Raw genomic sequence first — 23610 nt, 5'->3', positions numbered from 1 at the left:
TCCCGATGTAATCGAACGCGGTCGGCACGTTTCTGGCAACGTGCCGACCCGATTTCTCCGTATCATACGGCTTCGCATCAAGCATTCACACCCTGCGGAGTTGCATCTTGAATGAAGCCAGCAAAGCAATAGCACGCCGTCTGCACGATGTCCGATTCGCTACGCGGTACTTCGTCGGCGACGGAATCGACGTGGGTGCGGGCGAGGATTCGATTGCGCAATATCATGAATTTTTCCCCGGCATGCGCTCGGTCCGTGCCTGGGACCTGCCGGATGGCGACGCGCAACTCCTTGCCGGCGTGCCGGACGAAAGCTTCGATTTCGTGCACTCCTCGCATTGCCTCGAGCACATGCGCGACCCCGCGGAGGCGCTGCACAACTGGTTCCGGGTGCTGAAACCCAACGGCCATCTGGTCTGCATGGTGCCCGATGAAGATCTGTACGAACAAGGCCAGTTCCCGTCCACGTTCAATGACGACCACAAATGGACGTTTACGTTATGGAAGGCACGGTCGTGGAGTTCCCGCTCGCTCAATCTGTTTGACTTGCTTCAGACGTTGGGACCGTGCGCGCAGCCGCTCAAGGCGGAGTTGCTCGATGCCACGTTCCGGTTCCGCCTGCCTCGAGCGGACCAGACATTGACGGCGGTCGGTGAAGCAGGCATCGAATTCGTGATCCGAAAGCGTCCCCCACCGGAAATGGTCATGCACGGGCGCCTCCCGGAAGCCGCCTGATCCGGCCGCGCGGCGCGGTACACGTGTCGTGCGTGGCCGGCCAGCCCGTCCCGAATGCGAGTAGCGCGTTCCGCCGCGATCGCCTCCACACGTCAACCGACGGCCCCGCACGGGTTTCACGCGCGGTCCGGACGCCTGTCCAATGCGAGTTGTTGAATGTGAGCCTTCGCTCGTATTCTGAAGTCGTCGGGCGGAACGGCATGGGGCCTCCGCCCATCACCGCATGCGAGAACACGACGATGACCGGCACCACACACACGATGAAGCTCAATCACCTGAGCTTCCCTTCGGCCGATACGCTGGCGACGGCCCGATTCTTCGAGCGCTACCTCGGCTTCACGATCGCGGGAAGCTGGGACCAATCCTGGATCCTGAAGCGCCCGGGCTTCGACGTCGTGATCGATCACGTCGGCGACGGCGTACCCGCATGGCCGGCGAATTTCCACGTCGGGTTCGAACTGCCGAGCCTCGATGCCGTGCGCGCGCTGTACGAGCGATTCAGGGAAGAGGGCGTCGCGATGGAAACGGACATCTTCAACAACGGGCGCGGTTCGCGATTCTTTTGCCGGGAGCCCGGTGGCGTGATGTTCGAGCTGAACACGCGCGCGGATGCCGCGCCGGAATACCAAGGCACGTTCGACGACTGACGCGGGGCGCCGCTCACGCCGTGCTCAACTGCCGGCGCGGGTATGCCTGTCGATGAACGCGCGAGTATGCGAGGGCACGGTGATTTCCGTCCATTGCAGATGCGCGTATTTCGGGTCCTCGCGCAGTTTCGCGAACTTGACGCGGTTCCGGTCGAACGTGGTGTACGACCACAGTAGCACCGAGTCGCGCGAGCAGAACGCCATCCGCAGCGATTCCCGGTTGCTGTGGGAAAGCTCGGTACGCGTCAGCCCACGGCCGAATGTTCAGGCCGCGTATTGTGCCTTATTCCGTGCCGTCCACACGATCGTGAAAGCGCTGGAACGCACCGAGCAGCCGCGCGCGCAGAGCGGCCAGCGCAGGATCGCGGCGATCGCGCGGCCGCGCGACCTCGACGCGAATCTCGTCGTCGACGCGCCCAGGGTTCGGCGCGAGCATCAGCACGCGATCGCCGAGATACAGCGCCTCGTCGAGATCGTGCGTGACGACGATCGCGGCCATCCGGTGCCGGTGGACGACATCGAGCAGCAGCGTCTGCAAGCGCATCCGCGTGATCGCGTCGACCGCGCTGAACGGTTCGTCGAGCAGCAACAGATCCGGCTCGCCGAACAGCCCGCGCGCGATCGCGGCGCGCTGGGCCATCCCGCCCGACAGCGTGGCCGGCAGTTGCCGCGCGACGCCGGCCAGGCCGACTTCGTCGAGCAGGCGCATGACACTCGGGTCGCGACCGCCGCGCGGGCCGGCCGGGAAGCCGACGTTGTCGGCGATCGACAGCCACGGCAGCAGCCGCGGTTCCTGGAAAATCACGCCGACGCGCGCGGACGGCCCGTCGAGCGCGATGCCGTCGATGCTCACATTGCCACGGAAATGCGCGTCGAGACCGGCGACGATCCGCAGCAGCGTGCTTTTCCCGCAGCCGCTCGGACCGACCACGCAGACGATCTCGCCGCGCGTCACCTGCAACGCGATGTCGGCGAGGATCGTGCGATCCCCGTATTGCTTGCGGGCGATCCGCAGGTCGAGCAGCGGCGTATCGGTATCCGCCATCGTGCGCGCAGAAGCCGCCGTACTCATGCCGAACCCTCGCGGGACGCGCCGTCGAATGCGTCGCGCCAGCCGAGCCAGCGCAATTCGATGCGCCGCATCGCGCCGTCGGTCAGCTTGCCGAGCAACGCGAGCAGCAGGATCGCGCCGAACACGAGATCGGGGCGCCCGGTTTCCCGGCCGTCGCTCAACAGGAAGCCGAGGCCGCGCGTCGCCGCGATCAGCTCCGCGGCAACCATGAACATCCACGCGAGACTGAGGCCGGTACGCAAGCCGGTGAAGATCTGCGGCAGCGCGGCCGGCAGCAGGATGCGGCGGAACAGCGCGAGCGGGCCGAGCCGATAAACCGCGCCGAGCTCGACGAGCTTGCGGTCGACGTCGCGAATGCCGGCGACGACCGCGAGGTGAACCGGGAAGAATGCGCCGATCGCGATCAGCGTGATCTTCGGCGCTTCGTCGATGCCGAGCCACAGCAACAGCACGGGTACCCACGCGAGCGACGGAATCGCGCGCAGCGCCTGGAACGTCGGCTCGAGCAGCGCGTCGATCCGGCGGCTCAGGCCCATCGCCGCGCCGACGGCGAGCGCGAGCCCGGCGCCGGCCGCAAAGCCGGCCGCGACCCGCAGCGTGCTCGCGCCGACATGGCGTGCGACACGCGTGACGCCCAGATGCGCGAGCGCATCGAGGATCTCGCTCGGTGCCGGGACGAGGTGATCGGGCAGCCAGCCGCGCCGCACGACGCACTCCAGCAGCACGAGCGCAGCGAACGGCAGCGCGACGCCTGCGATGCGCCACGCGCGAAGCGGGTCGCGGCGGCCTGCACGGGCCGATGCCGCGTGACGCGTCGCGAGTGCGTTGCCGCGGGCAGCGGTGTCCGTCATCGCAATACCCTCACTTCGACGCGGCGACGAGCGGGCGCGCGAACGACGGATCGATCAACGTATCGACGATCTTCGCGGGATCGACACCCGGCTTGGTCAGTTGCTCGGCCGTCAGCACCGGCGCCGCAGCCTTCAGCGCCGCGCGCTGGGTGTCGCCCGGCACCGGGTCGCTGAAGTCGTTGCGCTGCAGCTGCAGCTTCGCGACCGGCAGCGACACCTTCGATTCGTCGGCCACGATCTGCGCGGTGTCGGCCGGATGCGCAACGATCCACTGGCGCGCGCGGTCGTAGACTTTCAGCACACGTGTGACCGCCTGCGGATACTGGCCGGCGAACGCATCGCGGACGTTCAGAAATCCATACGTATTGAACGCGACGTTGCGGTACAGGAGTCGCGCGCCGTCGTCGAGCTGCGCCGCGGCCATGTGCGGATCGAGCCCGGCCCATGCATCGACCTGACCGTTCGCGAGGGCCGTGCGGCCGTCCGGATGCTGCAGGTTGACGATCTCGACGTCGTCGCGCGTCAGGTCGGCCGTGTGCAGTGCGCGCAGCGTGAACAGGAACGGATCGGTGCCGCGCGTCGCGGCGATTTTCTTGCCCTTCAGGTCGGCGAGCGTGCGGATCGGCGAATCCTTGCGTACCACGAGCGCCGTCCACTCGGGGCGGGAGAACACGTAGACCGCGTGGATCGGGTTGCCGTTCGCGCGTGCGAGCACCGACGCCAGCCCGGCAGCCGAGCCGAAATCGACCGCGCCGCTGTTCAGGTATTCGAGCGCGCGATTGCTGCCGAGGCTCAGCACCCAGCGAATCGACGTGCGATCGGCCTTGAACTCGTCGTCGAGCCAGCCGAAGTGGCGGATCACGAGGCTCTCGGGCGAGTAGTACGCATAGTCGACGCGGATTTCCGCGGGTGTCGCCGCGTGCGCCTCTATCGATACGAGGCCGGCAAGTGCGGCAACGACGAGGGCCGCGGATTGCCACGCGCGGGACCAGAACGGCTTCATCGGGGAATCTCCGGAAGAGCGGCAACGCGCCGCGAACAGGCAGGTGATCGACTAATGTAACGAAGCGCGCGCGATCCGGTAACGAAGAAATCCGCGATTGAACATGCACGCTGCTGCTAAGCGTGCCGGTCGGGCAACTTTATGACGCAGGCCGATTAATTTATCGCTTTATATCGGTTGGGATACCCGGATCGGGGGAACAGAATGCCCGCTGCCGGAACGCAATGACGGCGCCTGTCGACGCGCCCGCGTTCCGTCGAGATCCCGCCTGTCGCGAATGCACGAGCCCGGTTCCCGGCTTCACGCCGAACTCGGCGTGCATTCCGCCAAACACTAAGGAATGCGATGAGTTCGATCGATCTAAGCCCCGCCACACCCATTTCTTCCCCCATCCGCTCGGCCAGCGATGTCGCGCGCCTGATCAATACGGTCGACAGTTCGGTCAGCCATGCGCGGATGATCGTGCTGCTGGCGCTCGGCGGCGTGTTTCTCGATGCGTACGACCTGACGACGCTGTCCTACGGCATCGACGACGTCGCGCGCGAATTCGGGCTGACTCCCGCGCTGACCGGGCTCGTCGGTTCGGCGATCATGATCGGCACGATCTTCGGCAGCCTGATCGGCGGCTGGCTGACCGACCGGATCGGCCGCTACCAGGTGTTCATGGCCGACATGCTGTTCTTCGTGGTCGCGGCGATCGCGGCGGGGCTGGCGCCGAACGTCTGGGTGCTGATCGGCGCCCGCTTCGTGATGGGCCTCGGCGTCGGCATCGACCTGCCCGTCGCGATGGCGTTTCTCGCGGAATTCTCGAAGTTCAACGGGCGCGGCAACAAGGCGTCGCGGCTCGCGGCGTGGTGCCCGATGTGGTACGTCGCGTCGTCGGTCTGCTTCCTGCTGATCTTCGGCCTGTATTTCCTGCTGCCGGCCGAACATGCGGGATGGCTGTGGCGCGCGTCGCTGATCTTCGGCGCGGTGCCGGCGCTCGTCATCATCCTGTTCCGGAACCGGTTCATGAACGAATCGCCGCTGTGGGCCGCGAACCAGGGCGACCTGGCGAATGCCGCGCGCATCCTGCGCGAGTCGTACGGCATTCACGCGCACGAAGCCGAGGATGCGCCGCGCGAGCCGAGCCCGCCGCCCGTACGGATTCGCGTGCTGTTCCAGCGCCCGTATCTCGGGCGCACGATCGTCGCCAGCGTGATGAACCTGTGCATCCCGTTCGAGTACACGGCGATTGCGTTCTTCCTGCCGTCGATCCTGTCGCAGTTTCTCGGCGCGGGCGTGTTCGAGACGATCGCGGCCTCGCTCGCGCTGAACGTGCTGTTCGCATTCACCGGCGGGCTGCTGGGCATGCGCCTCGCGTATCGCTATCCGTCGCGCCATGTCGCGATCGCGGGCTTCGCACTGCAAACGGTCGCGCTCGTCGCGCTGGCGCTGGCGGGCCATCCGCACGGTGCGCTCGCGGTCGGCATCGTGCTGCTGATGCTCGGGACCTGGCTGTTCGCCGAGGGCTTCGGGCCCGGTGCGCAGATGATGATCTATCCGACGCTGTCGTATCCGGCCGCGATCCGCGGCACCGGCGTCGGGTTCGGGCGTTCGCTGTGCGGCATCGGCCAGGCGCTCGCGCTGTTCGTGCTGCCGATCCTGCAGGCGCGTCTCGGCACCGACATGTTCTGGGTCGTCGCGATCAGTGCGGTCACGCCGATCGTGTTCCTGCTGATCGTGCGTTACGAACCGACGGCGTACGACGTCGATGACGAACGCGTTGCGTAGGCGCGACGGGGACGCTCGCCGTCCCCGGAAAACACCAACGGCTTCGTCGGACCGCACGAAGCCGTTTGCACTGCAGCCGGTCGCCGCGCGAATGCGGGCAGACCGGCCTCGACGTCCCGCTATGCGCTGACGGCCTCCCGCTCGGCTTCACGCTTGACCTGCTCGATATCGCGAAACTGCGCGGCAGGATGCTCGTCCGGCAGTCGTGCCGTGCCGCCGAACAGCTTCTCGCGCAGCGTGCCCGGCGCATACGCGGTCGGGTACACGCCACGCCGCTGCAGTTCCGGAACGAGGTGACGCACGACGTCCTCGAAGGTTTCGTGCGCGACCGCATACGCGAGATTGAAGCCGTCGACGTCGGTCGCCGCGACCCATTCCTGCAGGATATCCGCGACGGTCGCGGCGGAGCCGACGAACACCGGGCCCAGCCCGCCGATGCCGCCCCATGCGGCCAGCGCCTCGATCGTCCACGCCGTGTCGCCGCCCGACAGGTGCTCGACGGCCGACACGATGGCATTCGTTTCGACGCGCCGGACGGGATCGGTCGGCGCATACTGGCCGAAGTCGATGCCGGTCCAGCCCGACATGAATACCAGCGAGCCGTCGTACGACACGTAGCGGCGGTATTCGTCGAACTTGGCCTGCGCCTTTTCGTCGGTTTCGTCGACGATCACCGTGACGAGGTTGTAGATCAGCACCTTGGCCGGATCGCGGCCCGCCGCGGCAGCCTGCGCACGCACGTCGGCCACGTAGCGCGCGAGCTGCTCGCGGGTCGGTGCCGCGACGAACACGCATTCCGCGTGCTGCGCGGCGAACGCCTTGCCGGGGCCGGACGCGCCGGCCTGGAACAGCACCGGCGTGCGCTGCGGCGACGGTTCGCACAGATGGTAGCCGGGCACGTCGAAGAAGCGCCCCTTGTGGCCGATCTCGTGCACTTTCTCGGGATGCGTGAACACGCGGCCGTCGCGATCGCGCACCACCGCGCCATCCTCCCAGCTGCCCTCGAACAGCTTGTACAGCACCTCGACGTATTCGGCTGCGACCGCATAGCGGTCGTCGTGCGTGCGCAGGCCATGGTCGCCGACGTTCTTCGCGCCGCTCTCGAGGTACGACGTGACGATATTCCACGCGAGCCGGCCCTTCGTGTGATGGTCGGCCGTCGACAGCCGGCGCGCGAACGTGTACGGGTGCTCGAACGTCGTCGACGCGGTGATGCCGATGCCGAGATGCTCGGTCGCCATCGCGATCGGCGCGGCGAGCTGAATCGGATCGTTGACCGGGATCTGCGCGGCCTGGTGCAGCGCGTGATAGTTGCTGCCCTTGTAGACGTCGTAATAGCCGATCACGTCCGCGATGAAGATCGCATCGAAGATCCCGCGTTCGAGCACGCGGGCGAGGTCGGTCCAGTAGTCGAGATCCTTGTACTGCCACGAGCGGTCGCGCGGATGCGCCCACAGGCCCGGCGACTGGTGGCCGACGCAGTTCATCTCGAACGCGTTGAAGCGAATCGTCTTGCTCATCGTGCGGCCCCCGTTTCCGCGCCGGCGCCCGCACCGTTGCCGACGCGCCAGACGAACGGCGGCGTACGGCCGTTGATGACCCAGTCGCCGACGATCCGCGCCTTGTAGACGAGCGGATTGTGCGACGACACCGTGCGTGCGTTGCGCCAGTGGCGGTCGAGCGCGGTCGTGGTGCGCGTCGCGGACGCGCCGAGCGCGTCGAACAGGCGCGTCGCCGCGCGCAGCACGAGTTCGGACACGACGAGCTGGCTCTGCGCGGATTCGATCTCGGCCGCGACGTTCGCCGCGTGCTCGGCCACTTCGTCGTCGCCGAAGTGCGCTTCATAGGCCTGCTGAAGCGGCTGCGCGGCGCGCAGCGCGAGCGCGTCGGCCGCGTACGCCCACGAAGCAATTTCGCCGATTACCTGCTGCAGTTGCGCGTCGTCGCCCGCGCGTGGTGCGTTGCCGTGGCTGTACACGCGCGTCCGGTTGCGCACGAGCTCGCCCGCGTCGCGCACGATCGCATGACCGATGCCGGCCAGCGTCGCGACGTGGAACAACTGGTAGAACGCGGTCTGGTATTTGAAGCGGCGCGCGAAGTCGATCACGTTGTCGGCGTCGACGGCCGCATCCTCGAAGCGCGTGGTGCCGCTGCCGGTCGTCGTCTGGCCGAAGCCGTCCCAGTCGTCCTCGCGGATCACGCCGGGCTGCGCGGTCGCGACGGCCACGATCACGTCGCTGCCGTCGTGTGCGCGCTGCGCGAACACGTCGATCCAGTCGGCGAACAGGCTGCCCGTGCTGTAGAACTTCCGGCCGTTCAGCACGAGCCGGCCGTTGCGTTCCGACACCTTGGTGACGGTCTGGCCGAGCGGCACGTCGCCGGCCTCCGACCACGCATTGCCGACGAGCTGGCCGCTGGCGAAGCGGTCGAACCAGGTCGTGCGCTGCGGCCCGGGCGGGGCGTTCAGCCAGTCTTCGACGAACGCGAAATGCCCGCGCAACGCCTGCGGCAGATTGGAATCGGCGGCCGCCAGCTCGGTCAGCAGCCGGAACAGCTGCGGCAGCGATGCACCGGCGCCCCCTGCGCTCGCCGGCAACCGTATCGCGCCGAAACCCGCGGCCTTCAGCCAGCCGATCGCCTCGTGCGGCAGTTCGCGGCGGCGTTCGCGCTCGGCGGTGCCGGCGGCGATGCGCTCGAAGATCGGCCTGAACCGGCTCGCGAGCGCGTCGTAGTCGGTGCCGGTGGAAAGGTCGTGGGCTGCGTGCGTCGAAGTCATGCGGTGTTCCTCGAAGAGCGGGGCCGATTGCGCCGGGAGGCCAGTATAGGAAGCGCGACGCGAGCGTTCCAATAACGGATTCGCAGATCGTTATCGTCGATGCGTATTACCGTTGCCGGACGGAGATGCACCGACGTTGACGCGTCGATTTCGATGCCGAAGCGTGTCGTCGCTGGCGCTCATCGCCAGGTCGTTTGTTATCCAAAGGAATATCGTTTCGAGAATCGCTCGTTTTTCCGGCCCGCGCTGCGCTGCTAGATTGAATGCTTTCGCCACTCGACAGGAGAATCCGATGTCAGACACGAGCGCCACGATCCAGGAGCAGCCGGCCGATGCGCAAACGCACGCGGCCCGCGTGATCGCCGACGATGCGCAGGCGATCACGGCCGCGCACGCGCTGGCGAAGCGGCTCGCGGAAGGTGCGGCCGAGCGCGATCGCACGCGCCGCCTGCCGCGCGACGAAATCGAATGGTTCTCGCAGTCGGGGCTGTGGGCGATCACGGTGCCGAAGGCATACGGCGGCGCAGGCGTATCGCATGTCACGCTGACCGAAGTCATCAAGATCGTCGCAGCGGCCGATCCGTCGCTCGGGCAGCTGCCGCAGAATCATTTCGGGCTGGTCGACGTGATCACGCTGACCGGCACCGACGCGCAGAAGCGTCATTTCTTCGCGGAAGTGCTGAGCGGCAAGCGCTTCGGCAACGGGTTCTCGGAGAAGGGCACGAAGCACGTGCTCGACCTGAAGACGCGCGTGCGGCAAGACGGCGACCACTATGTCGTCGACGGCACGAAGTTCTACTCGACCGGCGCGCTGTTCGCGCACTACGTACCGGTGCTCGGCCTCGACGATGCGCATCAGGCGTGGCTCGCGTACGTGCCGCAGCCGACGCCGGGGCTGACGGTGATCGACGACTGGTCGGGATTCGGGCAACGCACGACCGCGAGCGGCACGGTCGTGCTCGATGCGGTGCGCGTGCCGGCGTCGCACGTGCTGCCCGCGCAGCGCGTGTCGGACGTGCCGACGCTCAACGGTCCGCTGTCGCAGATCATCCAGGCAGCGATCGACGCGGGCATCGCGAAGGCGGCCATCGACGATACGCTGGCGTTCGTGCGGACCCGCACGCGCCCGTGGGTCGACAGCGGTGTCGAGCGCGCTGCCGACGATCCGCTGACGATTCGCGAGATCGGCCATCTGCACATCCAGCTGCACGCGGCCGAGGCATTGCTCGAACGTGCGGCACGCACGCTCGACGAGATCACGGCGCGCGGCGACGTGACCGAGGACGACGTCGCGCGCGCATCGGTCGCGGTCGGCGAAGCCAAGGTGCTGACGACCGAGGTTGCGCTGCTCGCGGGCGAGAAGCTGTTCGAGCTGGCCGGCACGCAGTCGACGCTCGCCGAGCACAATCTCGACCGGCATTGGCGCAACGCGCGCACGCATACGCTGCATGACCCGGTGCGCTGGAAATATCACCTCGTCGGCAACTACTACCTGAACGGCGTGCGTCCGGCGCGCCATGCGTGGAACTGAGCGGCTCGCGGGCCGGCCGATCGCCAGCCCGATCGATCGCGGCCCGATCGTCGCGCTAGCGATCGGCCGCCAGCACGGCGCGCGCCAATAGCCGCGCGATACCGTCGAGCGCGAACCCCAGTGCGCCGATGACGAGAATCACCGCCGTCAGTTCGGAATACGCGAGCCGGTCGCGCGTGTCGAGGATCAGATAACCGAGCCCCGCGCTGACGCCGAGCATCTCGGCGGGCACCAGCACGATCCACAGGATGCCGATCGCGAGCCGGATCCCGTTGAGCAGCGGCCCCGCGATGGCCGGCAGCACGATGTGGATCAGCAGTTCGCGGCGGGTGGCCGACAGGCTTGCGCCGAGTTGCAGCCAGCGCCGGTCGATCTGCGCAACCCCGGCGGCCGTGCTCATCAGCACGGGCCACAACGCGGCGAAACCGAGCAGGAAGTAGATCGCGCGGTCGCCGATGCCGAACGACATCACGGCGAGCGGCATCCACGACAACGGCGACACCATCCGCAGGAACTGGAAGGTCGGCGACAGCATGCGCTCGACCCATTGCACGCGGCCGATCAGCAACCCGAGCGGGACGCCGGCCAGCAGCGCCGCGCCAAGCCCGACGCCGATGCGCCGCAGGCTGACGAGCGCATGCTCGACCAGAAGATCGTCCGAACACAGCGCCCGCAGGCTGGCGAACGCGCTGTCCGGCGCGAACTGCCGGCCGAGCGAGCCGGGCGCGGTCAACACGTGAATCGCGGCCCACCAGACGACGACGGTCGCGACGAGGCCGGCCACGCCGAGCCATCCGGCGGTAGCGCGCACCGCGTAACGGGCGCCGCGGGTCCGGTGCGTTTCGCGAGCGGACGAGCGGTGGCTGGCAAGCGCGTCAGACAACGATGATCTCCTCACGCTTGAAGGCGCCGGGCAGGCCGAACGCGGCCATCCCGCCGACCGCGTCGATGCTCTTGCGCACGAACCGGTCGTCGACGAGATCGCGGGCCGCGAACGCGGGGTCGAGCGACGCCAGGAATGCACTGTCGCCGTCGACCACCGTGCGCTTCAGCCGCTGAACCAGCGCCTCGGTATAGCTCGGAAACGGATACGGCTGGAAATCGATCCGTTTTCCGTTCCAGTCGGCATGGCGGATCGCGCCGCTCGCACGATAGGTATCGGCAAGCGACGCCGACGGCACCAGCACGCGATCCAGCGCCGCGGCCGTATGCGGCGAATAGCGGTGAGCGCCGTCCTTCGACATCAACTGCGCGGTTTCCTGCGGATGCGCGCGCGCCCACACCTGCGCCTTCACGATCGCGTCGACAACCTTCTGCGACCACGCGGGGCGCCGCGTCAGATCGTTCTCGTGCATGAAAACGACGCAGCACGCGTGGTTCTTCCAGACATCGCCGGTGAAGCGCAGGATCTTGCCGATCTTCATCAATTCCGCCGTCGCGTTGAACGGCTCCGCGACGATATACCCGGCGATCTGGCGCGCGGCGAGCGCGGGCAGCATGTCGGACGGCGCCATGACGACCAGATTCACCTCGTTCGGCGCGGGCGTGCCGCGCCGCTTGAGCACGGGCACGAGCCCCTGCTGGCGCAGCATGTCCTGCAGCACGACGTTGTGGATCGAGTACCAGAACGGAATCGCGACGGTCTTGCCGCCGAGATCGCGCAGCGAATCGACGTCGGGCGCGACCGTCAGCCCCGAGCCGTTCACGTGATTCCACGCGACCACCTTCGCCGGCGCGCGGCTGCCGTAGCGCGCCCAGAGCGTCATCGGCGACAGCAGGTGCACGACGTTGACCTGGCCGGACAGGAACGCTTCGACGAGCTGCGCCCAGCTGCGCAGCAGCTTCGGTGGCTCGACGTTCAACCCTGCGGACGCGAAGTAGCCGTTGTTGTGGGCCACCAGCAGCGGCGCCGCGTCGGTAATCGGCAGATAGCCGATGCGAACGGGCGCGTCGGGGTCCGCCGCGGCGTGCGCGTTCGCCGTGGACAGCAGCGGGGCGGCCCCCGTCGCGGTGAACAGGGCCGCAAGCTTCAGCCATTCGCGGCGCGACATCGGAATCTGGCACATGGGTAGTCAGGTCAGGGAGGAGGGTTCGGTGACGTGCGGGCGCTTCATGCCGGCCTGCAATGCTTTCAGGATGTCGATGCGCATCGTGCCGAGTTCGCTGACGAACGCGTCGCGCGGATGCGGGAAATCGACCTGCCATGCATCGATGAAGCGGCCTTGCGTACCGAGCAGCACGATGCGGTCGGCCACGAGCAGCGCTTCGTCGATGTCGTGGGTCACGAGCACCGTCGCGCATCGTGTGGTCGAGACGATGTTCACCAGCAGCCGTTGCATCGCGGCGCGCGTGACTTCGTCGAGCGCCGAGAACGGCTCGTCGAGCAGCAGGGCCTGCGGTTGACGCGCCAACGCCCGCGCGAGCGCCGCGCGCTGCGCCATGCCGCCGGAGAGCTGGGCCGGACGCAGCGCCGCGGCGGCTTCGAGCCCGACCGCACGCAGCGCCGATTGGACGCGCTCGCGTTGCTGGTCGCGCGTGAGGCGGTCCTGATGCTTGAACGCGAGCCCGAACGCGACGTTGCTTTCGGCCGACAGCCACGGCAACAGGCACGGATCCTGAAACGCGATCGCAATCCTCGGATGCGGTCCCTGCAGCGTCGCGCCATTGACGGACACGGTGCCCGATTGCGGCCGCTCCAGGCCGGCCAGTGCGCGCAGCAGGCTCGACTTGCCGGTGCCGCTCGGGCCGATCAACGCGACGATTTCGCCCGCATCGACCGACAGCGAGACATCGGCGATCACGATGTTGCGCGGCGGTTCGCCATAGCCGAGCGTCACGTTGCGGGCATCCAGCAGCGCGGGCGTCATGCGGCGATGCTCCGCGTCCGTGCCGCGAGTTGCGCCTTCAACTGCACCACGCTCGGCGTGACGATCGGAATGAACGCCGCTTCGCGCCAGCGCCGATCGAAGCCGAGCCCGGCATCGCGCAGATAGCCGCGGCCGCCGCTCGCTTCGAGTTCGAGGTTCACGGCGGTCGCCACCAGCGTCGCGAGCGTGATGCGCAGCTCGAACAGGCGATCGGGGTGCATGCGCAGGCTGCCGTCGACCATGCCGGACGACAGCAGCGCACATGCGGCGCTCAGTTCGGCCGCGCAGGATTCGACTTCGGGGCCGAGAATACCGCGCGTCGTTTCTGCCGCGCGGCGCGCTTCGGCCAGCGACCGGCGCGCGAGCCCGATCGAAAGCCCGCACTGCAAGCCGAGGAACGCCGGTCGCACCGCGGGCAGGAAAGCCTGTGCGTCCGCATGGATCAGCCACGCGGCACCGGTCGGGACGTCGGCGAGATGCAATGCGGCGGTGTTGCTGCCGCGCAGCGCGATCAAGTCGAGATCGGTACTCCGTGTCAGGCCGGATGCGTCATGCGGGATGGCGACGATCGCGGACGGCCGACCGTCGCGAAACGACACGGCTGCCGCGACCACGAACTGCTCCGCGCGCAGGTTCGTCACCCAGGCCATCCTGCCGGTCAGGCGCCAGTCGTCGGTCGCTTCGATCTGAAGCGACTCGATTCCGCACAGATATTTCATCGCGTTCGACAGGCCGCTTGCACCCGCGCAGGTGCCGTCGAGCAGTGCCGGCAGCCAGCGCTCGCGCAGCGCGGCATTGGGGCTTTGCAGCAGATACTCGATGAAGCTGCGCTGGCCCCAGAGCACGAATGCCGCCGCCAGCGAATGCTCGGCCACCGCGGCGATGCTCGCGATCGCATCCGTGGTCGTGCCGCCCGCGCCGCCGAGGCTCGCCGGCACGCCGATCCGGAACAGCCCGGCGGCCGCGAGGCGCGGCACGACCTCGGCTTTCAGATCGGCGCTCGTGTCGAGCTGCGTCGCGTGCGAGTCGAGCCAGTCGACGAGCGATGCGTCGAGTGCGGGCGCCGTCAGGCGGCCTGTGTCCGGGGTTCCCATCGGTATGCCGCCAGTTCGGGGTTGAGTTCGTTGCGCGCCAGGTTGTTCGCGAAGTTGCACAACGTCGCGAGGCTCACGCCCAGCACCACCTCGAGCGCGTTTGCTTCGGTGAAACCGGCCGCGACGAACGCGTCGAGCGCGTCGTCGGCCACGGCGCCGCGGGTCGCGATCACGGCGCGCGTGAATTCGGCGACGGCGTCCAGCCGCGCATCGGCCACCGGCTCGCCGTCGCGCAACGCGTCGACGTCGGCGCGATCGACGTGCGCCTTTTTCAAGGCGGCCGCGGTGTGTCCGGCCACGCAGAACGCGCAGCCGTGAACGGCCGCGGCGGTGATCTGCACGGCTTCGCGCTCGGCGAACGTGAGGCCCGCGCGGCTGTTGATCTCGGCGACGGTCAGATAGGTTTCGAGGGCGACCGGCGCATTCGCGAGCGAGCGCACGAGATTCGGCAGGAAGCCGTTCGCGCGCTGCGATTTCTCGAGGAATGGCTGGCTGGGCGCGGGCGCCGTTTCGACGGTGGGCAAGGGCAGACGGCTCACAGGATTCTCCGGAAGGGCAGTGAGATCATTGTCGAGCCGGCACCGCCGCCGGACAATGCGCGAACATCCGCGATTCCTGTGCATTCGTCCCGCGAAGCGCCGTCGCGCCGTCCGGCTAGTGCAGGCGGGCGGCCGATTGCGAAGCGCCGTCGCGGTCGCGACGCCATGCGCCGGGCTGCATGCCCATCGTGCGCTTGAATGCGTGCGCGAATGCGGACTCCGACTGATAGCCGACGCGCTCGCCCGCGCGCGAAATCGGCAAGCCCTGCTGCAACAGGTCCGCCGCGAGCCGCATGCGCACCAGCGTGACGAATTGCATCGGCGAATGGCCCGACGCTTCGCTGAAGTGCTTGCAGAAGGCGGTGCGCGACATGTTGGCGAACGCGGCCATCGACCCGGTGGTCCACGCGTCGCCCGGCGCGTCGATGATCGCGGCCACCAGCGTGCCGAAGCCGGTCCGCTGCATCAGCGACGCGAGCCCGCTGGCCACGGAATCGTGCCCTGCGGCGTCACGGACTGCGTAGAACAGCAGCAGTTCGACCAGTTTGTCGATCAGCGGCGAAGGTTCGTCGACGCCATGCCGGCCCTCGGCGCGAATCAGGTCGAACAACCCATGGATGCCGCGATGGGCGCCGTCGCCGCGCCGCACGATCAGGCACGCCGGAAACAGCGACACGATCGCGCGTGAGAGGGTGGAGTGGAATTCGATGACGCCGCACGCGAGCCCGACGCTGCCGTCGACCGCCGGGTCGAGCGGTTGCATCGATCCGCGCCGCTCGACGGGCAGACCGCCGGCGACAGTGCCGGCCATCGGATTCACCGCGCTCGGCGACAGCCAGTGCGGGACGTCGCGCAGCAGGAAGACCGCTTCACCCTCGGAGACGAGGATGCTGTCGCGCCCGTCGGCAAAGTGAAGCCATGCGGTACCGTGCAGGATGATGTGGAAGCTCGCCTTGGCGCGGCCGGCGGTCGACGCCTGCCAGTCGCCGCAATACTGGCCGACGTGAAAGAGCTGGCTTCTGGGCTCCAGGCTGGAGAGCAGCCAATGGACGACCTTGTCTGTTTGCGCGGACATTCCGATGCTGGAGGGAGGGTGACGCGCCCATGCTACGGGCAGCGCCGCGCCGCTCAAACCAACGATTCGTAGAAAGCATTTTCCTGGCGCGGCGAAGGCGGGGCCGCCGTACGCCTACGACTCTCGTCGAACGCGTTCGAGCCCTTCAAAGAACTTCGTTATGGTCCAGGATGGCAAGCGCGTAGAACGCCACCTCGAAGCCTATCGCTTCGCAAGCGCTGGTCGGGTTCGATGCAATGATTGAGACGCTCCTTCTCGGGCACCGCGCAAAACAAGGCTCGCCTCATGGCATGCTCACGCCGTAAACCCGCGACCGGTGCGCCAGCGAGCAAGCCCGAAACATTACCGCCCGCTCGTGCTCGTTCTGCGGGGACGGATCGGCGCAGCGGCGCTGCAGCCGCGGTACGTCGAGCAAGCCGGCGATGCGGTCGGCGTCCGTTGCGAGTATTTCGCGCGTGTGCTGGCGCAATGACTCGCCGTTGCCTTGATCCTTGGGTAAGGCCGACTTCCTGCGCAGGCGCACGGCTTCCGGCAACGCACCGCGCGACGCTTCACGCAGCATGGCCTTTTCCACGCCATCACGTAGCGCCAGCTCGGCCGGAATGGTGGCAGCCAGGTTCAGAACTTCGGTATCGCTGAAGGGTACGCGCGCTTCCAGTCCATGTGCCATGCTCAACGAGCCCCGCACCGGGCTGCTCCGCACCGAGTTCGCCGCGGCGACCACCGGCGCGCTCAAGCGCGCGTTGCCGCTCACGCTTGAGACCGCCCGCGCGAGCCCCCTGATCTTGCATCTCTTGGTGAGCGTGTCCGGCATGCACCTTCGTCATGCCCTCCGACGGAAATGTGACGGCTTCAGGCCCTTGGCGCCGGCGCAGGAACGGATGCTGCATCCCGCCTTTTACCGGGCCCGGCTGGACGATCTCGGCCGCGCTCAAGCTCACGCATCAACTCGTGCATCTCGTGTTGTCGCCCGAGATGCCAGTCGGTCACGATGTTGAAGAACCCTCGCATCCACGAAAGCGGTGCCCACCGGAACGGGGCGACGATGCGCGGTTGGCGGGCTCGCAGCCCTTTGATGACGGCCTTGGCGACGTCATCCGGTTGTATCGGTCGCCGCAACGGTGCAGGAAACCCTTTTTCAATCAATTTCGTCGCTAGCGCATTTCCGCCAAAGCCGACCTTGGCAATTGCTGTAGCCACCCATCCCGGATAGAGCACGCTCGCGGTGGACCCGGTGCCGCCTAGCTCGGCGCGCAGCGAACGCGCGAGCATCTCGACTCCGGCTTTGGACGCTGCGTAAGGCGCATTGACCATGCCATTCACGAACGCATAGACCGACGCGGTGACCAGGACCTGGCCTCGATTGCGCACGATCTCCGGCAAGGCAGCCTTGATCGTGCGCCAGACGCCGAGCAGGTCGACCTCGACGATTCGTTCGAACTCCTGTTCATCGCAGCTGTACACGGTGGCGGGCACATCGTGCCATGAAATGCCCGCATTGGCGAACGCAATGTCGAGGCGACCGAATCGGTCGACGGCGTGTTGCACGACCGCCTTGGTGGCGGCAGCATCGGTAACATCGAGCGCCAGGGCGAGCGTGCGCTCGGAGTCAAACTCCGCGGCGAGGCGGTCCACTGAAGCCTGCGTCACATCGGTTAGAACGAGTCGTGCACCACATGCATGCAACGCACGCGCGGTCGCAGCGCCGATGCCGCCTGCAGCACCCGTGATAAGCACGACTTTTTCCTGAAGATCGTAAGCCACTTTGTACTGCTCCTCTGCCATTGGATTTCCATTGCTGCGCAAACAAGGGGCGATGGATGCCGGGCCATCGGCTCCGCTTATCTTGCGGAGCCGATCGGTTACCGCGGCCACCGGATTGCCATTCATTTCGCCGGGGCGTGCGCGGTCGAATCGTTCCAGCCAGTTGCCGACGCGAGACTGATGGCGCGTTCGATGTCCTCGCCGCGAAAGCCAGTGCGTTCGACGAAGCGCCTGAAGAAGCCGGGTGCCTTGGCCACGATCGTGTTGATCTTCGGGACGACGATCATGTCCGCGCGGCGCTCGATGCCTGCCACGATGTTCTGCACGACCTGCTCGCGCGGGATCATCTTCCAGAAGCCTCGATCGTTGCCTCCCCACAATGCCCGGCCGGCAGGATCGGCAACGACATCGTCCATCAGCGGCGTCGGGAAGAACGTCGGATGCGCGCTGCCGACCCCGATACCCAGATGACGAAGCTCCAGACGGATGCTGTCGCACATCGCCCAGACGCCCGCTTTGCTGGCCGTATAGGACGCCTGTAGCGGCGAATGCACAAACGCGGCCATTGACGAAATCGCCAGCATGTAGCCGCGCTGTTGCTGGACGAATGGCAAGCCGGCACGGAACGTACGCCACACGCCGTTGAGGTTGATGTCGATGACACGATCAAACGCGGCCGGGTCGATGGTGGCCATCGGGGCCATGGTGTCGATGCCCGCGTTTGCGATGACCACATCGATCCGGCCGAAGTGATGCGCCGCATTGGCCATGGCGGCTTCGAGGCTTTCGAAATCGCGGACGTCGGCAGTCCAGCCAAGAACGTCGGAAGGGTGGCCGAAGCCGCGAGTTTGCGCCGTGAGCCTGTCTGCCTCCAGATCGAAAAGTGCGAGACGCGCGCCCCGTGCATGCAGCGCTTCGGCCAGGGCCGATCCCAGGCCTCCGGTGGAACCGGTAATGGCCACCACCTTGTTCGCCAACTTATAAGTCGACATGCGTGCCTCCTTGCTTCGTAGGAACGTGACGGTGGAGAAATGCCAGCTGGTCGGCGACCACCTGTTCGAAGTCCTTGCCTACATAGATGTCGAAGTGGCCGGCCCGATACATGCGCACTTCCCCTTGGGGCGCGCGCCGGGCGTACCGTTTCGTCGGCCCCGCCGGAGCGACGGAGTCGGCTTCGCAAACGCAAAACAGAATCGGACAGGAAATGTCGCCTGCTTTGCGACCGGGTCGGTGCCGAACGATGTTCAGGCCGAAGCGTGCTGCGACCTGATTGCGAAATGCAGTACCGTCAGGTACCAGCGCGAGATAACCATCCAGGGCATCCGGTGCGGTCATCAACGCGGCAGAACCGGGCCGACCCGCCGTCGGCACCATCACCGGCGCCCCGCCGACGAGGGATAGCACTGCATCGCACAGAGCGAGCGCGGTGACCTTGAGCGCGCTACGCCAGTTCAACGCGAACAACGACGCGACCCCGTCCGTGAACGGGCATTGCGCGATGGCACCAGCAATCGTCCGGTCGCGTGCTGCGGAAAGAATCACATGACCGCCGCCGAAGGATGTTCCCCACAGGACCACCTGATCCGGACGGAGATTGCTGTGTCCGCGTGCAAAAGCGATCGCACCCGACCAGTCCTCCAGTTGACGATCGATATCTAGCAGTTGGCGAGGGGAGCCGTCGCTCGCGCCGAAATGTCGATAGTCGAACACGACGCACGCGTAGCCGTCCGCGCAAAAGCGCTGCGCATAGGCGTCGAGCCGCATTTCCTTGATTCCGCCCAGCCCGTGCGCCATCACGATGACAGGAAACGGGCCTGTCCCGCGAGGTTCGTACAGCCAGCCACGGCAATGTTCTCCGCGGCCGCCAGCCACGAACTCGATACTTGTCCGCCCGGCCATGTGTCCCTCCAAGATGTAAAATGCTAGATCGAAATCCAATGTTGGAATGCATTCTAAGATTGCAATACGTTCCAATTAATGAGGGAAAACCCCGTATGGAATCCAGAACTCAGCGCCGGGCAGCCGCGACCCGCCTGGCGATCGTGCAAGCCGCCGAGACTTTGCTGACGGAGGGCGGACTGGACGCGGTTACGCCTGAAGCGGTTGCGACCCGGGCGGATGTTGCAGTGCAGACGCTCTATAACCGTGTAGGTGGCCGTTCCGCGTTGCTCATTGCCGTGGCGGAGCGCGCGCTGGAGGAAAACCGCGAGTACATGGACGCGGCCTATGCATCCGATGGCGATGTGGAGACGAAACTACGTTGTGTGGCAGCTGCGTACGCGCGGTTCGCCAAGGAGCGCCCGCACCAGTTCCGTATCCTTGTCGAACCACCGAATGAGCCGGAAGCGCTCGCGCGCATTGCTGCCCTGATCAGGCAGCAAAACGCCAAATTGGCCGCATTGATCAGCCGAGGTATCGACGAAGGGTGGGTGCATGCAGACATCGAGCCGGAGCATGCGTCGACGGCGCTGTGGGCAATGATGAATGGCGTGATCAGCCTGATGTGGCGCCCCGACAGCCTTCGACTGGATGTCGATCACATCGACGATCTACTGGGTACCGCGATCTCGTTGTTGACCGGCGGTATCAAGAGGCGGGGCGATTGACGCGTTGAGTCCGGACAACTCGGCGCCTGCAGAAACCCTGCGTCACTCCGTCCAGGACGGACGTTCAACTTGGCTGCCTTTGCCAAGCACGGCATCTCGGCCGAGCGGCTACATGACGCCGAAAGGCCGCGCTGACCGATCGATTCGGTTTGGCTATCGCTTCATGCGAATTTCGGATTGTTCCGCTATTGCCGGGGCTTCAACATGGGCCCTGCAGAGGACATTCAATTCACATGAGGAGACGTTGCATGAAGTTGGTGCGCTTTGGTGTGCCGGGCGATGAGCGACCCGGCGTCATTGACGGGGACGGTCGAATTCGCGATCTGTCGGGTCACGTGGAAGACATCGCGTTGGACGCACTTTCCGACGAGAACTTGCGCCGCCTCGCGGCGCTCGATGCGGCGTCGCTTCCGCTCGCACCGGCCAACGTCCGGATCGGCCCGTGTGTCGGCCGGGTCGGCAAGATGATTTGCGTCGGCCTGAACTATTCGGATCACGCCGCGGAGTCGAACATGGCCGTCCCGACGGAGCCGGTACTGTTCATGAAGGCGACGAGCGCGATCGTCGGCGCGCACGACGACGTCGAGATCCCCCCTGGCGCGGAGAAGGTCGACTGGGAAGTCGAACTGGGTGTCGTCATCGGTCGCGAGGCTCGCTATGTGTCGCGCGAACGCGCACTGGAATACGTCGCCGGCTACTGCGTCGTCAATGACGTATCCGAGCGCGCGTACCAGCTGGAGCGCGGCGGGCAGTGGGACAAGGGCAAGGGATGCGACACGTTCGGCCCGCTCGGCCCGTGGCTCGTCACGCGCGACGAGATCCCCGATCCCCAGTCGCTGCGCCTGTGGCTCGAGGTCGATGGCAAGTGCTACCAGGATGGCAGCACGCGGACGATGATCTTCGACGTCGCCACGCTCGTTTCCTATATCAGCCAGTTCATGAGCCTGCAGCCGGGGGATGTGATTTCCACCGGTACGCCGCCCGGCGTCGGGTTGGGCCAGAAGCCGGAGCCGGTCTTTCTTCGCGCGGGCCAGACCATGCGGCTCGGTATCGACGGACTTGGCGAGCAGCAGCAACGCACGGTTGCCGCACGTATCCCGGAGGCGCGATGAACCAGATCGAATTGAGCGGCCGTGTGGTCGTGATCACGGGCGGCGCGCGCGGCATCGGCTATGCGGTCGCGCAGCGCGCGCTGCGCTCCGGTGCGGCGGTGTCGTTGTGGGACGTCGACGGGGATCGGCTCGCACGCAGCCAGCGCGAACTGTCGGAACTCGGCACCGTGTCGACCGTGATCGTCGAACTGACCGACGAAGCGTCCGTCGACGCCGCGGCCACGGCCACGTTCGAGCGGCACGGTGCGATCGACGTGCTGATCAACAGCGCCGGTATCACGGGGGGCAACGGTCTGACGTGGGAACTGCCGCCCGAGGTCTGGCGCCGCGTGATCGACGTGAACCTGATCGGCTCGTATCTGACCTGCCGCGCCGTGGTGCCGCGAATGCTCGAGAAGGGCTACGGCCGCATCGTCAACATCGCATCGGTGGCCGGCAAGGAAGGCAATCCGAACGCATCGCACTACAGCGCCTCGAAGGCCGGCCTGATCGGCCTCACGAAATCGCTCGGCAAGGAGCTGGCGACCCGCGGCATCCTCGTGAATGCAGTCACGCCCGCGGCAGCGAAGACCGAGATCTTCGACTCGATGTCGCAGCAGCATATCGACTACATGCTGTCGAAGATACCGATGAACCGCTTCCTGATGCCGGAAGAGGCTGCTTCGCTGATCCTGTGGCTCGCGTCCGAGGATTGCGCATTCAGCACCGGGGCCGTATTCGACCTGTCGGGCGGTCGCGCCACCTATTGATCGACGGTAGTCGACCCGCGCCAAGCGGGTCGCACGATACAGGGCGGAGCGACCGCCCGGACAAGGAGACACCACGATGCACGCGACGCAACCCACTGTCGAGCAGACGGTCGGCAGGGTCATGCGGAGGTTGCTGCCGTTCCTGTTGCTGATGTATGTCCTCGCATTTCTCGACCGGACGAATGTCGGCTTTGCCCAGCACGCACTGCAACGCGATGCCGGCCTGTCCCATGCGGCATTCGCTTTTGGCGCAGGCGTGTTCTTCGTCGGCTACGCGCTGCTCGAGGTACCGAGCAACCTGATCATGCATCGGGTCGGGGCGCGAATCTGGATGTGCCGGATCATGGTCACATGGGGGCTCGTGTCGGCGGGAATGGCGTTCACGAACAGCGCAACCACCTTTTACGTATTGCGTTTTCTGCTGGGCGTTGCCGAAGCAGGGTTCTTCCCGGGGATCATTTATTACCTGACGAACTGGTTTCCGCAATCGGCACGTGCCCGCGCGATCGGCGTGTTCTATTTCGGCGCGCCGTTGGCGTTCATCTTCGGCGCGCCCTTGTCGGGGTTGTTGCTGGATCTCCATGGCGCATTCGGCCTGGCCGGCTGGCGCTGGATGTTCATCGTGGAGGGCGGGCTGGCGTCGCTGGTCGGGGTATGGGCGCTTCGCTATCTCGACGATGCGCCGGCCGACGCGCAATGGCTCGGTGTGCCGGCTCGCCGCGTGCTGGTCGACGCGATCGAGCAGGATGCGAAGATCGCGACGCAACATGGCCCACGCAGCGTGATGGCTGCCATGACGAACGCGCGTGTGCTGGCTTATGCGGCCATCTATGCGTTGATCCAGATGAGCGTGTATGGCGTCATCTTCTTTCTGCCGCAACAAGTCGGTGCATTGCTCGGCCGACGTGTCGGCTTCGAAGTCGGGCTGGTCACCGCAGTGCCGTGGTTATGCGCGCTGGGCGCCGCATGGTGGGTACCGCGCCTGGCGGAGCGCTCGAGCGGACATCGGCGCTGGGCGATCGTCATGCTCGTGTGTGCCGCCGCCGGCATTGCGCTGTCGGGCATTGCGCCTGCGCCACTCGTCGCGCTCGCCGGGCTGTGCGCGGCCGCGAGCGGCTTCATTGCCGCCCAGCCGCTGTTCTGGACGTTTCCCGCGCGAGACCTGACCGGGGCGGCCGCCGCGGGCGGGATCGCGCTCATCAATTCACTCGGCAGCCTGGGCGGATTCATCGCACCGACGCTGCGCGCATCGGCCGATCGTTGGTTCGGTGCAGGGGCGGCCGGGCTGCAGGTTCTCGCGCTTGCCAGCTTGCTGGCGGCGTTGCTGATTGCGGTCATCGTGCCGCGTCGATCCGTCGGCATTGCCGCCGATCCATTCAAACCGCCTGTCCAGCGCATGCGGTAACCCAGCCAAAAC

At 66.6% G+C, this 23610-nt stretch carries 24 protein-coding genes; 8 read left to right on the top strand and 16 right to left on the bottom strand.

Features of this window, described 5'->3' with window-relative positions; genetic code table 11:
• The first annotated feature begins 107 nt into the window (after positions 1–107).
• Both U5798_RS02065 and U5798_RS02060 read left to right on the top strand, forming a co-directional pair.
• Positions 108–734 carry a methyltransferase domain-containing protein gene (locus U5798_RS02065; protein WP_322081001.1) on the top strand — a complete coding sequence of 209 codons (627 nt, stop codon included), beginning with the start codon at positions 108–110 and terminating at the stop codon, positions 732–734.
• A 239-nt stretch (positions 735–973) separates the two neighbouring features.
• On the top strand, positions 974–1381 hold the full coding sequence (locus tag U5798_RS02060) for a VOC family protein (protein ID WP_322081000.1): 408 nt from the start codon (positions 974–976) through the stop codon (positions 1379–1381).
• A 24-nt stretch (positions 1382–1405) separates the two neighbouring features.
• Here the strand turns inward: U5798_RS02060 and U5798_RS02055 are convergent, their stop codons facing one another.
• From U5798_RS02055 to U5798_RS02040, 4 genes are all read right to left on the bottom strand, one after another.
• Complete coding sequence (locus U5798_RS02055) at positions 1406–1585, bottom strand: hypothetical protein (protein WP_415859480.1); 180 nt, start codon at positions 1583–1585, stop codon at positions 1406–1408.
• A gap of 79 nt (positions 1586–1664) precedes the next feature.
• Positions 1665–2453 (bottom strand): ABC transporter ATP-binding protein, encoded by a 789-nt coding sequence (locus tag U5798_RS02050; protein WP_322080999.1) that lies wholly within the window; start codon positions 2451–2453, stop codon positions 1665–1667.
• Entirely contained in the window at positions 2450–3304 is an 855-nt protein-coding gene (locus tag U5798_RS02045; protein ID WP_322080998.1) for an ABC transporter permease, read from the bottom strand. The genes U5798_RS02050 and U5798_RS02045 overlap by 4 nt, the downstream gene beginning before the upstream one ends.
• Positions 3305–3314: 10 nt before the next feature.
• Positions 3315–4307: an aliphatic sulfonate ABC transporter substrate-binding protein gene (locus U5798_RS02040; protein WP_124448318.1), complete on the bottom strand. Its 993-nt coding sequence runs from the start codon at positions 4305–4307 to the stop codon at positions 3315–3317.
• A gap of 345 nt (positions 4308–4652) precedes the next feature.
• Here U5798_RS02040 and U5798_RS02035 point away from each other — a divergent pair, with 345 nt between their 5' ends.
• Positions 4653–6080, top strand: coding sequence for an MFS transporter (locus tag U5798_RS02035; RefSeq protein WP_124448316.1), 1428 nt, complete (start codon positions 4653–4655; stop codon positions 6078–6080).
• A gap of 119 nt (positions 6081–6199) precedes the next feature.
• Here U5798_RS02035 and U5798_RS02030 read toward each other — a convergent pair whose 3' ends face one another.
• Together U5798_RS02030 and U5798_RS02025 are read right to left on the bottom strand one after the other, a co-directional pair.
• Positions 6200–7600, bottom strand: coding sequence for an LLM class flavin-dependent oxidoreductase (locus U5798_RS02030; RefSeq protein ID WP_124448314.1), 1401 nt, complete (start codon positions 7598–7600; stop codon positions 6200–6202).
• Positions 7597–8856 (bottom strand): acyl-CoA dehydrogenase family protein, encoded by a 1260-nt coding sequence (locus U5798_RS02025; protein ID WP_124448312.1) that lies wholly within the window; start codon positions 8854–8856, stop codon positions 7597–7599. The genes U5798_RS02030 and U5798_RS02025 overlap by 4 nt, the downstream gene beginning before the upstream one ends.
• 292 nt (positions 8857–9148) lie before the next feature.
• Here U5798_RS02025 and U5798_RS02020 point away from each other — a divergent pair, with 292 nt between their 5' ends.
• Entirely contained in the window at positions 9149–10387 is a 1239-nt protein-coding gene (locus tag U5798_RS02020; RefSeq protein ID WP_124448310.1) for an SfnB family sulfur acquisition oxidoreductase, read from the top strand.
• Positions 10388–10442: 55 nt separating this feature from the next.
• On the opposite strand, the gene U5798_RS02015 is transcribed toward U5798_RS02020, so the two are convergent.
• The 10 genes from U5798_RS02015 to U5798_RS01970 all read right to left on the bottom strand — a co-directional run bounded on the left by U5798_RS02015 (position 10443) and on the right by U5798_RS01970 (position 19625).
• Positions 10443–11270, bottom strand: coding sequence for an ABC transporter permease (locus tag U5798_RS02015; protein ID WP_124448308.1), 828 nt, complete (start codon positions 11268–11270; stop codon positions 10443–10445).
• Positions 11263–12453: an ABC transporter substrate-binding protein gene (locus U5798_RS02010; RefSeq protein WP_124448306.1), complete on the bottom strand. Its 1191-nt coding sequence runs from the start codon at positions 12451–12453 to the stop codon at positions 11263–11265. The genes U5798_RS02015 and U5798_RS02010 overlap by 8 nt, the downstream gene beginning before the upstream one ends.
• A 6-nt stretch (positions 12454–12459) precedes the next feature.
• Positions 12460–13254: an ABC transporter ATP-binding protein gene (locus tag U5798_RS02005; protein WP_124448304.1), complete on the bottom strand. Its 795-nt coding sequence runs from the start codon at positions 13252–13254 to the stop codon at positions 12460–12462.
• Positions 13251–14348, bottom strand: a complete 1098-nt coding sequence (locus U5798_RS02000) for an acyl-CoA dehydrogenase family protein (RefSeq protein ID WP_124448302.1) — start codon at positions 14346–14348, stop codon at positions 13251–13253. Before U5798_RS02000 ends, U5798_RS02005 begins: the two co-directional genes overlap by 4 nt.
• Positions 14321–14887 (bottom strand): carboxymuconolactone decarboxylase family protein, encoded by a 567-nt coding sequence (locus tag U5798_RS01995; protein WP_124448300.1) that lies wholly within the window; start codon positions 14885–14887, stop codon positions 14321–14323. Before U5798_RS01995 ends, U5798_RS02000 begins: the two co-directional genes overlap by 28 nt.
• A 115-nt stretch (positions 14888–15002) precedes the next feature.
• Entirely contained in the window at positions 15003–15962 is a 960-nt protein-coding gene (locus U5798_RS01990) for an AraC family transcriptional regulator (RefSeq protein WP_124448837.1), read from the bottom strand.
• Positions 15963–16245: 283 nt separating this feature from the next.
• Positions 16246–16776, bottom strand: a complete 531-nt coding sequence (locus U5798_RS01985) for an asparagine synthase C-terminal domain-containing protein (protein ID WP_260434808.1) — start codon at positions 16774–16776, stop codon at positions 16246–16248.
• A gap of 38 nt (positions 16777–16814) precedes the next feature.
• Complete coding sequence (locus U5798_RS01980) at positions 16815–17852, bottom strand: SDR family NAD(P)-dependent oxidoreductase (protein ID WP_322080997.1); 1038 nt, start codon at positions 17850–17852, stop codon at positions 16815–16817.
• Entirely contained in the window at positions 17849–18718 is an 870-nt protein-coding gene (locus U5798_RS01975) for an SDR family NAD(P)-dependent oxidoreductase (protein WP_124448298.1), read from the bottom strand. Before U5798_RS01975 ends, U5798_RS01980 begins: the two co-directional genes overlap by 4 nt.
• Positions 18705–19625, bottom strand: coding sequence for an alpha/beta hydrolase (locus tag U5798_RS01970; protein ID WP_124448296.1), 921 nt, complete (start codon positions 19623–19625; stop codon positions 18705–18707). Before U5798_RS01970 ends, U5798_RS01975 begins: the two co-directional genes overlap by 14 nt.
• A gap of 95 nt (positions 19626–19720) precedes the next feature.
• On the opposite strand from U5798_RS01970, the gene U5798_RS01965 reads away from it, so the two are divergent.
• From U5798_RS01965 to U5798_RS01950, 4 genes are all read left to right on the top strand, one after another.
• On the top strand, positions 19721–20332 hold the full coding sequence (locus U5798_RS01965; protein ID WP_124448294.1) for a TetR/AcrR family transcriptional regulator: 612 nt from the start codon (positions 19721–19723) through the stop codon (positions 20330–20332).
• A 248-nt stretch (positions 20333–20580) separates the two neighbouring features.
• Complete coding sequence (locus U5798_RS01960) at positions 20581–21444, top strand: fumarylacetoacetate hydrolase family protein (RefSeq protein ID WP_124448292.1); 864 nt, start codon at positions 20581–20583, stop codon at positions 21442–21444.
• A complete protein-coding gene (locus U5798_RS01955) occupies positions 21441–22193 on the top strand; it encodes an SDR family NAD(P)-dependent oxidoreductase (protein ID WP_124448290.1) in 753 nt (250 codons plus the stop codon). The genes U5798_RS01960 and U5798_RS01955 overlap by 4 nt, the downstream gene beginning before the upstream one ends.
• A gap of 76 nt (positions 22194–22269) precedes the next feature.
• The gene (locus U5798_RS01950; RefSeq protein WP_322080996.1) at positions 22270–23598 is read left to right on the top strand and encodes an MFS transporter; all 1329 of its coding nucleotides are present in this window, start codon (positions 22270–22272) and stop codon (positions 23596–23598) included.
• Positions 23599–23610: the final 12 nt, after the last annotated feature.

The sequence above is a fragment of the Burkholderia sp. BCC1972 genome, from assembly GCF_905339605.1.
GTDB lineage: Bacteria > Pseudomonadota > Gammaproteobacteria > Burkholderiales > Burkholderiaceae > Burkholderia.
Note: the sequence above shows the minus strand (reverse complement) of the source record. Positions and strands in the feature narration are given on the sequence as shown.